This is a genomic window from uncultured Pontibacter sp., from assembly GCF_947495565.1.
Taxonomy (GTDB): domain Bacteria; phylum Bacteroidota; class Bacteroidia; order Cytophagales; family Hymenobacteraceae; genus Pontibacter.
In genome coordinates this window covers 377,292-391,248 of record NZ_CANLZM010000002.1, presented here as the reverse complement: position 1 = coordinate 391,248, position 13,957 = coordinate 377,292, and the positions used below count along the sequence as shown (strand labels likewise).

The window sequence follows — 13,957 nt, the reverse complement described above, 5'->3', positions numbered from 1 at the left end:
TACGCTTTTCTGACCATGCGCAAATTCGGACTCATCGGTAAAAAACTTGGGCACTCCTTCTCCAAAAAATACTTCACAGAAAAATTTGAGCGAGAGGGAATAGCCGATGCTGGTTATGAGCTGTATGAGCTACCCAAAGTGCAGGGGGTTCCAAAGCTACTGCAGCAGGAGCCGGAACTGGTGGGCCTGAACGTAACCGTGCCCTATAAAGAGCAGGTAGTGGCGCTGTTAGATGATCTGGATAAAGCGGCTGCTACAATCGGAGCTGTTAACACCATTAAAATCAGTGACGGAAAAACCAAAGGCTACAACACAGATTATATTGGGTTTAAAAGTACGCTGGAAGAGTTTTACCCGCAGCAGGAACACGGGCAGGCGCTAGTGCTGGGCACAGGCGGTGCAGCCAAAGCTGTTTGGGCTGCACTGGATGCTTTGCACATCCCGTACCTGCGGGTATCCAGGTCAGCGGCCGAAGGGCAGGTGAGTTATGCCCAGCTGACACCGGAACTGCTGCAAGCGTATAACCTGATCATCAATACTACACCTTTGGGTATGTACCCGCAAGTGCAAGAGGCGCCGGAGCTGCCGTATAAAAGTATAAATCAGCGGCATTACTGTTACGATCTAGTATACAATCCGGAGCAGACGCTGTTTTTGCAGCAATGTGCCGCTCAGGGCGCCAAAGCTATGAATGGTATTCCTATGCTTCGCGCACAAGCAGAGGCTTCCTGGAATATTTGGAATTTAGAATATTAATCTATACAATTGTTTAAGCGAAAAAAGCCTGTTGTAGTGCAACTTTGCCTTGTGTTATATGCGTTTAAGGAGTATAGCACGTTTGCTTTACCTAGATGTCGTGCTTATACACGCGGAAGCAATGGCAGACGATACCTACTTGACTCAACTATATTACAGTATAAAGATCTTTTGAGCGAGGTTTAAGATGATTTACAACACTACAAGCTTGCTGCGAAAGAAGAAAGCCTCTCATCCCTGGGAGGCTTTCCTTTTTATAAATCTCCTGTGCCAAATGTGCCAAACTGGCTAGCTATAACTAAGCTCCTTATTTGGGCTGAGTATCATTCCCTCAACAAACCCATTTCATGCTTCTAGCTTTGCCGCTGTCGATATAATTTGCCTGTTTTCTTCCCTAGAAAATTATCAGGTAACTCCACCATACTTATCTCTTTGTAAAGCTTTTCTCCTGGCTGCAGCAGTTGCCATAGCAAGTGGGTGCACCTGTAATAAAAGCAGTTGCCTTTGCTGCAGCATTGATCATTGTAATTTTATACCTTTACCAATAAGAGGATAGGTTTGGGGAAATGCGCACGAGGTGCAAACCATCGTTCCACAAAAATATTTCAACCTGCTTGCAACCTTAAGTGCCTGCCAGGAATCATAGAAGAAAACAAACGTAAAGCAGGCCATATTTGAAGCTTTTTACAAAATCAAAGTCAGAGGAGGATAAGCTCATAGAAGGGTGCATCGCGGGGAAACGCGATATGCAGCGCCTGCTCTATGACCTGTACTCTAAAAAGATGATGGTGGTCTGCCTGCGTTATGCCCCCACAACCTTTGAGGCGGAGGATATTATGCAGGATGCTTTCATAAAAGTATTCAACAATATCCAAAACTTTAAAAAGGATTGCCCACTGGAGTTCTGGGTTCGCCGCATCATGATCAACACAGCCCTGAAGCACCTGCGCAGCAAACAATTGCTGACCGTATCGCACGAGGCGGAAGAGGTGGCCAATCTTAGCTCTGATGACGTTAATCTGAGCGGCTACACGATGGACGAGCTTTTGGGAATGATCCAGAGCCTGGCGCCCCGCTATCGTATGGTTTTTAACCTCTACGCCATAGAGGGCTACAACCACAAAGAAATCGGCGAGATGCTGGGCATATCAGAAGGGACCTCAAAATCACAATATTCGCGTGCAAGAGCTATACTGCAAAGTATGCTGCTGCGCCAGGAAAAAAAACTTAAGGAACATGTCATCAGCAACTAATAATAAGCGCGGAGGCCTGGAAGATGAGTTCCGCCGCCGCATGCAGGACGCTGAGGCTTCACCGTCCGCAGATCTTTGGGCCCGCATAGACCATAGCCTGACAGTGCAGGAAAACGGGCAGTACAAACGGGGAATGCTGTTTTACAAACAGTTGGCCGCGGCCTGCGTAACGCTGCTGCTGGTAGCCGGTGGTTTTGCAGCTTACTATTTCAGCGGGCCTGCCGCAGCACCGATGGCGCAAGTACAGCAGCAAAACGAAGCTATTGCCGCCACACCCCAGGCAGTAACACCTCACGAAGCCTCAACTAATGACAAGGCCATTGCCGAAGCCATGCAAGAAGCGGTGCAGCCACTAAAACTGGAGGCGGCAGAGCAGCAGGAGCCAATCCGTGCAAGTATAGCCAGAGCAGCCAAGAGCAGCAAAACAGTGCCAGAAGCCAACAGTATGGCAAACCAGGTGCAGCTAGAGGTGCCGGTTGTTGCCAGCGTTACGGCCACTTCAGACCCAAGTGCTTGGCACAGTTTACCGGCTGCTAAGTATGGAGCCGCGACTAAAAACAACCAGGCCAGCAGAGAGGCAATGAACGTGCGAAGTATGTTTTCCAGACTCGAAAGTATGCACCGTGCCTTTACAGATAGGTCGGTTAACTCCTCGGGCTTTGTATCTGCCGGCACACCTGCTTTTGCCCAAACAGCCCCAGAAGTCACGGACGATTTCAGGAAGCTGAACGAGATTGTGATGAGCCGTATGAAGCAGCTGAAGGCGGAGCAGGATGCGGTGCAGCAAATGTATAGATCTGAGCAAAATGCATTGGCTTCCGCTGGTGCCATAGAGTCTGATCATAAAGAGGCAGCTGCCGGCAGGTGGTCTGTGGGGATGGCTTACGCCCCGAGCTATTTTGAACAGAATATCGGCATGCCAACCCAGCGTATGGGCCCGGTTAGCAGCTTTGCCTCGTTTGCACCCCCTACTGCCATGCAGCAGTCGGCCAGAATGATGGATGAGGCCACTGAGGAGCACAAAGAGGAAGTGGAGCCGGGGTTCTCTTTCGGGGTAGAAGCAAAAGCCGGTTTAAAGCTGGGTAAGAAGTGGAAGCTGCTGAGTGGCCTGGGCTTTACACAGAATACTGCCCGTTCTAAATCAAGCTATGTGATTCAGCAGTTCTGGCGTAAACCAGGGGCCCAGAAAGCCGAGACACCGGGGGCAACTACCATCTTTGTTCCGTCTCTTAGCAGCAACTACGCCTCTGACTCACTCAGCGTAGCCAGAACCAACGAGTTTGATGTAACTTACCGCTACCGCCACCTTACTGTTCCGGTAGGGGTACAGTACGAAGGTAAAATGGGCAAAGATTGGTTTTGGTTTGCAGGCGGCGGCGTGGCAGCCAATATTCTGCTGCAAACATCCATACTTGCATCCTCCGCAGAAGTGCGCGACATAGACTACGAGCTTGGCGACGAGAACTCGCCGTTCCGCAAGCTGCAGTGGTCTGGCAACGTAACTGCCGGCGTAGGCAAGCGTCTTTCCAACAATGTATCGGTAACTGTAGGTCCGGAATACAGGGCGTATTTTGATACCATGCTTTCCTCGCCGGAGAAGGCGCAAGCACCACAGGGCAAGCCTTATACAATGGGCATCAACATGGCCCTGAACTATGACTTAGGCTCCGGCCGCAAATAAGATTTTTATTTTAGACGGACTTGCAACGCGCAGGTATACTTTGGGGTCATAAAAGTGTAGAAGATAAAAGCCTGGTACTATGAAACCACTGTTGAACCTGTTGGAGTTATGCGCCTTCGCTGCGCGCGAAAACCTGTACGGTTGGTATCTGTTGCTGGCCGTTCTACTCTTGGCCATACTTTAATTCTGGTGCCATATTCTGAGCTATGAAACATGCCTGCAGAAAGCAAAGCTAACCTGCCAGGCAATTGAAAACACTTTACCAACAGCGCAACCCTTATGAAAAGCCTAAGCTACCTAACCCTGCTATACCTTTGCCTGGCACTGCTGGCATCAGGTTGTGCCAAAACGGCGCCCATGCCAACCTGCACCACCGCTGAGGTAGTGGCTCAGGACTGCCAGCCGGGCTGGTATATACTTAAGCTGAAGGATGATTCTGAGGAAGTGGCGGGTAAAACCGGGACATACGTGGGGCAGCTGCACGGAGGCTACGTTACCACAAACAACCTGCCCGACAAGTATAAACAGGTAGGCATGAAGGTGAGCCTGCGCCTGCAACTGAACGGCTCCGATGGCCCACGCTGCACAGCCAATTTTATGATGTACCCGGTGGTAAAAGTGATGTCTGTGTGCGGAGGTTCTGAGGCAGAACTATAAAAGAATTTCCAATTAAGTATACTGTGATTACCTGTTAAGGTGAGTGAATGCAGGAGGTCTGCCAGGCAGGCTTTTTGTATACCTTAATGTGCCGAAGAAACCTTCTCTAAAAATATTTTTAAATGAGGTGATCTAGGCCGCTGGTTGTGCAATAATCGGAGCGGTTAAGAGTTTACAGAAGGTAATATCTTTCTGTTGAAGAAAATATAGTGTTATATTTGAGGCTGAATAAATTGTGGCTTTGTGGCTATAATTTAGTAAAGAATATATACACACTGTTTCTCTTCAAAATCAGGTGAGGCAAAATCTACAGAAGCATCGCAGTTAATTTGAAGAAAACCTGTTTTTAAGGTCATTATATGTCATTCCCAACAAAATCAACTTCCAGAAAAAGATTTCTTAAACTACTTTGCTGCTTAGGCACCGTGTTCATGCTGGCCTCTTGTGAGGACCCGAATGAGCTGGGGCTGGAGTTGGTAGAGGATAACGTGTCCGGCACGTTTACCGACACGCTTACTATTAATGTATCTACCGTGATGGTGGATTCGGTGGCTAACTCCGGTAGAAGCAACATGCTGGTAGGCCAGTATACTACGCCGCAAACCGGAATGCTGCACGCTTCTACTTATTTTCAGGTAGGCCCAGGTAGCTCACTGGCTGCTCCTGCAGAGGGCGCTACTTACGATTCGCTGAAGCTGATCTTGCCAACATCAGGTTACTACTACGGCGATACTACACAAAACATAACGCTTCGTGTAAATGAGCTTAGCTCTACGCTGACAGCGCGCGGTTTGCCGCCTACTATGCCAAACGAGGAGCCGTATTCATTCTTTTATCAGAATTCAGGATTTTACAATGTAAGTAAGGCTACTGTTAAGCCTGAAGCAGTAGGAACGTATACGTTTGCGCCAAGGCCGGTTAGAAAAGACACACTGGCTATTGACCTCAGCAATGCGCTGGGGCAGCAGTGGTTCGACCTGAAAAAAGCGAGCGACGATAAAATAAAAGATACCCAGAACTTTGTCGCATACTTCAAAGGCCTGGGTATTGAAGCTACAGCCGGCAACGCCGTGCTAGGTTTCTCTACAGCTGGTGCTATGGTGCGCCTTTATTATTCTGAGCCTGCTGCATCTGGCGGCACCAGAACAGTGAAAAGCTATGATTTCCCGCTGATCAACTCAAGTCTGCAATACAATAAGGTAGAAGGCGACTTTACAGGTTCACCGCTGCAAGGGCTAAAAGATAGTGGAGAGCTGCCAGCAACTGCTACCAACGACATAAGCGTGGCGCAGTCAGGAACAGGCCTGGTGATTAAGCTGGAAATACCTTACCTGGAGAAACTGAAGGAAAAACTGAAGCCGGAGTTCATCAACAAAGTAACCCTAGTGGTAGAGCCATTCAGAGGCACAACTACCACATATCCTTTCCCGGTGCCGTCTTCGGTTGGCTTATACGAAACAAGCACCAGCAATGTACTTTACTCACCGCTGGTTATAGAGTATAACACAGATGGAATTCCTCTTACCTCAAGCTTTATCAAATCTAGCGAAACAGCCACAGACGGACGTTATGAATTCTCTATTACCGAGTACCTGATCGATAAGTTGACAAGAGAGGGTCGCATAGATCAGCCTTTATACTTGGCGCCGGCTGAGACAGATTTTAGAAACGGTGCCAGTCGCTTGGTGGTGGGAGCGCAGAACAAAAACATAAAGAATATCAGTCTCCGCATCTATTATACTACTATCCAATAATCTACAACTATGAAAATCCCTTTTAAAAACACACGCCTGTTTATGCTGATGGCTTTGCTGCTATCGGTGGGCATACTGTCTTCCTGCGAAAGCGACAGTGATGATGAGGTACTGCTGGGAGAGTGGCAGAAACAGTCAGACTTCGCCGGAGTAGCCCGCAGCAGTTCAGTATCATTTGTAATAGACGGAAAGGCATACGTGGGTACCGGCCACGACGGCTCCAAACGCCTGAACGACTTTTGGATGTTTGATGCCGCCACAAACAACTGGGTAAAAAAAGCAGACTTTCCGGGAGCGGCCCGTAGTGCGGCAGTAGGCTTTTCCGCCAACGGCAAAGGCTACATTGGGACCGGCTATGACGGCACTGGCTACCTGAACGATTTTTACGAGTATGACCCTGCAGCCAACACCTGGACACAGATAGCAGATTTTCCGGCCACTGCCCGTTACGGTGCTATCGCCATGTCGTTCAGCAACGCAGGTTACATAGGTGCCGGCTTTGACGGTAATTATCAGAAAGATTTCTGGAAGTATGATCCTGCCACTGCCACCTGGACAGAGCAAGTAGGCTTGATAGGAGCTAAGCGTCTGAATGGTTTCGCCTTCACCGTAAACGGCAAAGGCTATGTAGGCGGTGGCCAGAACAACAATGTATACCAGACGGACCTGCTGGAGTTTGATCCGGCAACAAGCCAATGGAGAACACTGAAAACGCTGACAAATGAGCAGCGCCCGGATGAAGATTATCCAGCGCCTCGCACGTATGCGGCTACTTTTTCTATCCAAAACAATGGCTATGTAGTGGGCGGCACCAACGGCGCATCGTTAAATGACGTCTGGAAATTTGACCCGGCCAGCGACACCTGGACACAGCTTGGCAGTTTTAAAGGAGGCATAAGAGTGGGAGCAATAGGCTTCGGCATCGGCGACTACGGCTATGTTGGCCTCGGCAACAGCGGCTCCCTGCACTATGACGACATTTGGCAGCTAAACCCAACTATAGTGAACGAATAGCGGGTTAAATAAACCTAGTATCAGAGCAGCCTGGCCTTTCAGCCGGGCTGTTTTTTTTATACTTACAAGTAACCAACAGCGCTTAAAAAGTGTTATGCTTTAACAGGTTTTACCTGTGGTGTGATCTGAATGCGGCAGCCTGGGATTGCCTGTAATCAGAGCACCCAACACGTAAAAGATTTTCTGTAATATAAGCACTAAGCCTGTTGTTCTGCAGCAGGCTTTTTCTTTGTTTTTAGCTTTTTAAAACGGCCACCGTACAGCAGGTATAAATTGGCCAGAAGGCAAACTTACCATGTATTTTACATGTTATAGTTTATCTTTACTCATCCGTAAATTAAGCGAATGGATTTCAAACTGACATCAGAGTTTCAGCCGACCGGCGACCAGCCCAAGGCAATTGCACAACTTACAGAAGGCATAAATAAAGGAGAGCCTGTACAGGTTTTGCTGGGAGCTACAGGCACCGGCAAAACGTTTACCATGGCTAACGTTATCAAAAATACAGGCAAGCCTACATTGGTGCTTTGCCACAATAAAACACTTGCCGCGCAGCTGTACGGTGAATTTAAGCAGTTTTTTCCGGAAAACGCAGTGGAGTACTTTATCTCCTACTACGACTATTACCAGCCCGAAGCCTACATCGCCTCTTCGGATGTGTTCATCGAAAAAGACCTGCAAATTAACGAGGAAATCGAGAAACTGCGCCTGCATACCACATCGGCGCTGCTCTCAGGGCGTCGCGATGTAATTGTGGTGGCATCAGTGTCATGTATCTATGGTATCGGTAACCCGGAGGAGTTTGGCAAAAATGTGATCCACTTGGCGCCGGGGCAGCGCTACAGCCGCAATAACCTGCTTTATACTTTTGTGCAGATACTTTACAGCCGCACCGAAGCCGAGTTCACACGTGGAACATTCCGGGTAAAAGGCGATACAGTAGATATTTATCCGGCTTACGCAGACTTCGCCTACCGTTTATACTTCTTCGGCGATGAGTTGGAGCAGATACACCGCATAGACCCGCAATCCGGCAAAAAACTCTCAGACGAGAAAGCCGTGACACTTTACCCGGCCAACCTCTTTGTGACGGGTAAGGATACGCTGCAGCAGGCTATCTCGGAGATACAGTATGACATGGTGGCGCAGCACGATTATTTCCTGAAAGAAGACCGGCCGGCAGAGGCGAAGCGCATTAAAGAGCGAACAGAGTTTGACCTGGAAATGATACGCGAGCTTGGTTACTGCTCCGGCATCGAGAACTACTCCCGCTACTTCGACCGGCGCTCCCCAGGTGCGCGTCCTTTCTGTCTGCTCGATTATTTCCCGGATGATTTTATGATGGTGATAGACGAGAGCCACGTAACGGTGCCGCAGGTGCGGGCCATGTGGGGCGGCGACAGATCCAGGAAAGTGGCCTTGGTGGAGTATGGCTTCCGTTTGCCTGCCGCCATGGATAACCGGCCACTCACGTTTAATGAATTCGAGAGCCTGATGCACCAGGTAGTATTTGTGAGCGCCACGCCCGGCGATTATGAGATACAGAAATCAGAGGGTGTAATAGTAGAGCAGATCATCCGCCCAACAGGCTTGCTGGATCCGGTAATTGAGGTGAGGCCAAGTACAAACCAGGTAGACGACCTGCTGGATGAAATAGATGAGCGCGTAAAAGAAGGAGCACGTGTACTGGTAACTACCCTGACAAAGCGTATGTCTGAGGAACTGACCAAGTACCTGGAGCGACTCAACATTAAAGTAAAGTACCTGCACTCCGAAGTAAAATCGCTGGACAGGGTGGAGATACTGCGTGAATTGCGCTTAGGTATAATTGATGTCCTGATCGGGGTGAACCTGCTGCGGGAGGGGCTCGATTTGCCGGAGGTAAGCCTGGTAGCTATACTTGACGCCGATAAAGAAGGCTTCCTGCGCGACCAGCGCTCCCTGATACAGACCATGGGCCGCGCCGCACGTAACGAAAAGGGCAAGGTAATTATGTACGCCGACCGTATGACCGGTTCCATGCAGCGCGCCATTGACGAGACAAACCGCCGCCGCGCCACGCAGATGGCCTATAACGAAGAGCACGGCATTACCCCGCGTACTATCCTTAAAACGAGTGACGAAATCCATGGGCAGACCTCTGTTGCTGATTCCAAGAAGAAGGAAGTGAAGATGTATGCCGGGCCTGAAGAAGTGTCTATCGCTGCCGAGCCGATTATCCAGACCATGAAGCGCGACGAGCTGGAGAAGCTGATCAAGAAAACAGAGAAGCAGATGGAAGCCGCCGCCAAAGACCTCGACTTCCTGCAGGCCGCCAAGTATAGGGATGAACTGGCCGATCTTCGGAAGCTATTAAAAACAAAGAGAGATTAACTTGCTCAAATAAAAAGGCAGTTACTGTAAAGTAGCTGCCTTTTCGTTAATTTACACATATCTGCTCATTCATATTTAAACTACAACCTCATGCTGAAAAGTTTTTATACATATCACAGCCTGTAACTTTGGCAAACCGGCTGCTACTGCAGATACCTCCACGGGCAGCAAGGCCACAAACTCACATATGGGCAGATGCCACAGAGTCCTGTATAGATACAAAACCGCCTAAAAACAAGACAGGCACCTTGGCTTTTGCTGAGGTGCCTGTCTTTTATGTAGAAATAGGGTATTAGGTACTTTGCTGTTCCTGGTTTTCCTGCCGCTGCCTCACAAGGAGGCAGGAGCAGGGCCAGGTTCTCTTCATAGTTTTACTAAGTAGTAGATAGTGGTAGTAGTCTGAAAGCTGGCAGTTGTAGTGCCGGCTTCCGATAATAAGATGCCGAAACAGACGCTGAGGTTGCATCAAGGGGAAATTATTTTTGAAGAATTTTGTATGTCCTTACTGCCGCAGCGGCGCCCATTCATTTTAAAAGAGGCATCGTGTTTTCTTAAAGGCAGGCAAAAGCTACAGGTATAAAAGTTGAAAAATTTAGCAACTATACTTTTAGTTTTTAAAGTATGAAATTGCTATATTCAAACTCATCAAAAGTATAATGCTATGAAGACAACTTTCTTAACTGCGCTTTTAATTGCCAGTATGGCTGTAGCCGGATCTGCCCAAAGTATTGGCGAGGCTAGTGCCAAGTATGATGCAGAAGAGTACAAAGCCTCTGGCGAAATGTATGAGAAAGCTTTTGCAAAAGGTAAAGGCAGTACTACGGATTACTACAATGCTGCCTGCTCCTGGGCTTTGGCCGGAAACAAAAACAAGGCTTTTGCCAACTTAGAACAAGCGGTAGATAAAGGCTACATTAATTTAAGCCATCTAAAGCAAGACACTGATCTGAACAGCCTCCACGGAGATAAAAGGTGGGACGCATTGGTTCAAGACCTGGAGAAGAAAGTGGCTGTACTTGAGGCCAACTATAACAAGCCGTTAAAAGCGCAGCTAGAACAAATTTATGAAACTGACCAAGGGATAAGGAGAAAGATCGGCCCTGCTCAGGAGAAGTACAGTCCAGACTCGCCGGAAATGCAGGCGCTGTGGAAGGAGATGCGAACAATAGATTTAGAGAACAAAAAAGCGGTGGTTGCCATACTTGAGGAGCACGGATGGCCTGGTAAAAGTCTGGTAGGGTCAGAAGCTAGCTCGGCTGCCTTTCTTGTTATCCAGCACTCAGATAAAGAAACAATGGAAAAATACCTGCCCATGTTGCGAGAGGCAGCAGACAAAGGCGAGGCCGCAAAAAGCCAGGTGGCGCTGATGGAGGACAGGGTGCGCATGAACAACGGCCAGCCTCAACTTTATGGTAGTCAGCTAAAGATGAACAATGAGACGGGGCAGTACGAACTTCATACTATAGAAGACGAAGCCAATGTAGACAAGCGCCGGGAGGAAATGGGATTGGAACCCCTGGCGGATTACATGAAAAGATTTGGCATTGAATACAAAGTGCCTCAGGCAAACTCTGGCAAGTAAGTATAAAGTATAAACCCGAAGCCTGGAAAGGCTTCGGGTTTATACTTTACAGCAACAACAGTCCTTTCTCCCTTAGCTCAAACCAGCTCGGCGAACTCAGAAACTCAGCAAAGTTTAGGTGCGCCTCCGTCGGAAAACTCGCCTCCAGCTGCTTCAGCGTAACAGCTTCCGGGTTATCTGGCGTAATTTTCTGCAGCACATCAAACAGCCACTGACCAATAATAGCGGTAGTTTTTACCTCAAAGTCCTCGCCTTTCTCAAAGAATGTGAGCAGGCAGCGCTCAATGGTCTGGCCTTTCTGGGCAATTATAGTAAAATCGATGGCCGGGGTGTTGCCCAGCCAGAGCACGCGCGCATTAGGGCGGGAGCCGTCGGGGCGGTGCGGGGCAGAGATAGCCTCGGCAATCGAGTTAGGTTTCTCTGTGGTGCGCGGCACTTTAAAATCAAACCAGAACGAGAGTTTCTCCTCCAGGCCGATGCCGTGCATGTAATTATAGAGCGCCTTGGCCAGCCCTTCGCCAAACAAACTATGGTCGGTGCCTTTCGGGTCTTCGTGCCACAGGTCGTTATTTGCAAAGTCGCCTTCTAGAGGGCCAACCTTTACTACGCCATACTTCTCCGGCTCCTTGCCCACTGGGCTGTGCGCCGTCATGCTGAAACGGTGCCAGTAACCTGATTGGATCACGTTATTCAGAAACAGCTGCCGCACCACCTCCAACGAATCTATTGTCTCCTGGGCGGTTTGTGTCGGGAAGCCATACATGAGGTAGGCGTGCACCATAATACCGGCCTGGGTAAAACTGTCGGTAACGCGGGCCACCTGGGCTATACTTACACCCTTGGCCATGAGCTGCAGCAGCCTATCTGACGCCACTTCCAAACCACCCGACACAGCAATGCAGCCTGAAGCGGCCAGTAGGCGGCAAAGGTCCGGCGTAAAGGTTTTCTCAAAACGGATGTTGCCCCACCAACTGATTTTCACACCTCGGCGAATCAGCTCAATAGCCATGTCGCGGAGTGGGGCAGGAGGAGCGGCTTCGTCTACAAAATGGAATCCAGTCTGGCCGGTTTGGGCTATTATCTGCTCAATGCGGTCTACCAGTAAAGTGGCCGGTGCCACATCGTAGCGGTTTATATAATCCAGAGTGATGTCGCAGAAGGAGCAGCGCTTCCAGTAGCAGCCGTGGGCAATGGTAAGTTTGTTCCAGCGGCCATCGCTCCAGAGGCGGTGCATCGGGTTTATCACATCAATCACCGAGAGATAATCAGGCAGTTTCAGGTCGCTATAGTCGGGCGTGCCTACCTCCGTGTGCGGAATGTCAGCATCTGTGCTGCCATTTATATACTTTACCTCGCCATGGGCAAGCATAAAAGTGCGCTGCAGCTGCTCCGCCTCCCGCTGGCCCTGCAGGTGCTCCAGCAGCTTTAGCCAAGGGCCTTCGCCGTCATCCAGCGTTACAAAATCTATGTACTTAAACAGGCGCGGCTCACGCAAACTGCGCAGCTCGGTGTTCGGGTAGCCGCCTCCCATAGCTGTTTTTATACTTGGAGAATGTGTTTTGATGTATTTCGCCATCCGGAGGCCGCCATATAAGTTGCCCGGAAAAGGTATGGAAAAGCCCACCACATCTGGCTGTGCTTTTTGTAGGTGCTCCTCCAGCAGCTCCAACAACATCAAATCTATCAGGCTCGGCTCCTCCTGCAGCGCCTCCTCCAGCGGGTCGAACGAGGTGGCTGACATGGCCAGTTTATCAGCGTAGCGGCTGAAGGCAAAGTATGGCGATATGGTTTCTTTAATCAAATCCCCGAGGTCTTCCAAGTATAAAGTGGCCAGGTACCGGGCTCTGTCAGTGATGCCCATACTACCGAAAGCCCAGTCGATATCCTCTACCTGATCAAAGCGCGAGGCCTCGGGCAGAAAGCGACTGTAGCTGATCTGCTGCGCCAGTGTGTGGTCTTTGTTCTGCAGAAACCGGATGACGGGCTCAATGGTATTGAGGTAGTCGCGCTTCAGGTGCAGGATGCGCAGGCTGTTGTCAGAAAGCTCGTAGTTGCCTTGCTCCACGGCATCAAAAATACGCTGAAGGCCTTTGCGTGAGAACATCCGCAGCACCAGTTCAATGCCTAAATCGGCCTGTGTAACGCTGTAGCCGCGGCTTTTCAAAAAACCTTTGAGGTAGGCTGTGGCAGGATAGGGAGTGTTTAATTGTGTGAGCGGTGGCGTAATGAGCAGTATAGTAGGCTTCTTCTCCAAAGTATAATTCAGCTTAAAGTATATATAGGCGGCAGCAAGGCCACTGCACAAAAGTACAGATAATGGCGCAGACTTTAAGAGCCGCCGCCTATGCAACAGCCCAGGCAGGGATGCGGGTTCATCTGAAGCTTACATTACCTGTATGTTTATCAACCTGGAAGAAAATATTATTACACTTAAAATATAATTAATATTAAATATTTGCTATTTACAATTCGGGCATTTATATTTGAATACTGAAATACAACTGCTACTGAGGGGTTTACCCTTCTACACTACCACACAAACGCCCTGTACTATGAACACACGGAAAAACCTGCAGATGGTGCTAACCACACTCCTGTTGATACTTGCAATTTTTGCGCTGGATTGGCAGGAAAACGCTAATCTGAAAATGATAATCTCTTCTGCAGAGCCGCAGGAAGAGGTAGTTCCCACAAGTCGTGCAGCAAATACAAACTGTTGTCTACAGCATGCTTTACAGGCTACAGAAAGAAGTAAGTATAACCCTTTGCAAATGGCTCAGGCTTTACAAAGCAATTTGCTGCTGTTAGCGGAGCATGACTCTGCCAATCATATGGCGGTAACTCATCTATAACTTCCCACTTCCAACTAACACCCTAGAAAAGCAAA

Annotated in this window: 10 protein-coding genes; 9 read left to right on the top strand and 1 reads right to left on the bottom strand. The window is 49.1% G+C overall.

The window, feature by feature from the left end; all coding sequences use genetic code 11:
- The first annotated feature begins 15 nt into the window (after positions 1 to 15).
- The 8 genes from Q1B04_RS04105 (at position 16) to Q1B04_RS04070 (ending at position 11,070) form a co-directional block, all read left to right on the top strand.
- On the top strand, positions 16 to 756 hold the full coding sequence (locus tag Q1B04_RS04105; RefSeq protein ID WP_299755880.1) for a shikimate dehydrogenase: 741 nt from the start codon (positions 16 to 18) through the stop codon (positions 754 to 756).
- A 674-nt stretch (positions 757 to 1,430) separates the two neighbouring features.
- Positions 1,431 to 2,009, top strand: coding sequence for an RNA polymerase sigma factor (locus tag Q1B04_RS04100; RefSeq protein WP_299755877.1), 579 nt, complete (start codon positions 1,431 to 1,433; stop codon positions 2,007 to 2,009).
- Entirely contained in the window at positions 1,993 to 3,690 is a 1,698-nt protein-coding gene (locus Q1B04_RS04095) for a PorT family protein (protein ID WP_299755874.1), read from the top strand. Before Q1B04_RS04100 ends, Q1B04_RS04095 begins: the two co-directional genes overlap by 17 nt.
- 279 nt (positions 3,691 to 3,969) lie before the next feature.
- Positions 3,970 to 4,347: a hypothetical protein gene (locus Q1B04_RS04090; protein WP_299755872.1), complete on the top strand. Its 378-nt coding sequence runs from the start codon at positions 3,970 to 3,972 to the stop codon at positions 4,345 to 4,347.
- Between the two features lie 431 nt (positions 4,348 to 4,778).
- Positions 4,779 to 6,101, top strand: a complete 1,323-nt coding sequence (locus Q1B04_RS04085) for a DUF4270 family protein (RefSeq protein WP_299755870.1) — start codon at positions 4,779 to 4,781, stop codon at positions 6,099 to 6,101.
- Positions 6,102 to 6,110: 9 nt separating this feature from the next.
- Complete coding sequence (locus Q1B04_RS04080) at positions 6,111 to 7,115, top strand: kelch repeat-containing protein (protein ID WP_299755868.1); 1,005 nt, start codon at positions 6,111 to 6,113, stop codon at positions 7,113 to 7,115.
- 345 nt (positions 7,116 to 7,460) lie between these two features.
- Positions 7,461 to 9,488 (top strand): excinuclease ABC subunit UvrB, encoded by a 2,028-nt coding sequence (uvrB, locus tag Q1B04_RS04075; RefSeq protein ID WP_299755865.1) that lies wholly within the window; start codon positions 7,461 to 7,463, stop codon positions 9,486 to 9,488.
- Between the two features lie 661 nt (positions 9,489 to 10,149).
- On the top strand, positions 10,150 to 11,070 hold the full coding sequence (locus Q1B04_RS04070; protein WP_299755864.1) for a DUF6624 domain-containing protein: 921 nt from the start codon (positions 10,150 to 10,152) through the stop codon (positions 11,068 to 11,070).
- Positions 11,071 to 11,116: 46 nt separating this feature from the next.
- Here the strand turns inward: Q1B04_RS04070 and Q1B04_RS04065 are convergent, their stop codons facing one another.
- Complete coding sequence (locus Q1B04_RS04065) at positions 11,117 to 13,324, bottom strand: radical SAM protein (RefSeq protein ID WP_299755862.1); 2,208 nt, start codon at positions 13,322 to 13,324, stop codon at positions 11,117 to 11,119.
- 322 nt (positions 13,325 to 13,646) lie between these two features.
- Between Q1B04_RS04065 and Q1B04_RS04060 the strand changes: the two genes are divergently transcribed.
- Positions 13,647 to 13,922: a hypothetical protein gene (locus Q1B04_RS04060; protein ID WP_299755860.1), complete on the top strand. Its 276-nt coding sequence runs from the start codon at positions 13,647 to 13,649 to the stop codon at positions 13,920 to 13,922.
- The last annotated feature ends 35 nt before the right edge of the window (positions 13,923 to 13,957 follow it).

Coding starts and splice junctions, on each gene's coding strand:
- Q1B04_RS04090 (WP_299755872.1), top strand. CDS start 3,970: ATGAAAAGCCTAAGCTACCTAACCCTGCTATACCTTTGCCTGGCACTG.
- Q1B04_RS04080 (WP_299755868.1), top strand. CDS start 6,111: ATGAAAATCCCTTTTAAAAACACACGCCTGTTTATGCTGATGGCTTTG.
- Q1B04_RS04085 (WP_299755870.1), top strand. CDS start 4,779: ATGCTGGCCTCTTGTGAGGACCCGAATGAGCTGGGGCTGGAGTTGGTA.
- Q1B04_RS04105 (WP_299755880.1), top strand. CDS start 16: ATGCGCAAATTCGGACTCATCGGTAAAAAACTTGGGCACTCCTTCTCC.
- uvrB (WP_299755865.1), top strand. CDS start 7,461: ATGGATTTCAAACTGACATCAGAGTTTCAGCCGACCGGCGACCAGCCC.
- Q1B04_RS04095 (WP_299755874.1), top strand. CDS start 1,993: ATGTCATCAGCAACTAATAATAAGCGCGGAGGCCTGGAAGATGAGTTC.
- Q1B04_RS04070 (WP_299755864.1), top strand. CDS start 10,150: ATGAAGACAACTTTCTTAACTGCGCTTTTAATTGCCAGTATGGCTGTA.
- Q1B04_RS04060 (WP_299755860.1), top strand. CDS start 13,647: ATGGTGCTAACCACACTCCTGTTGATACTTGCAATTTTTGCGCTGGAT.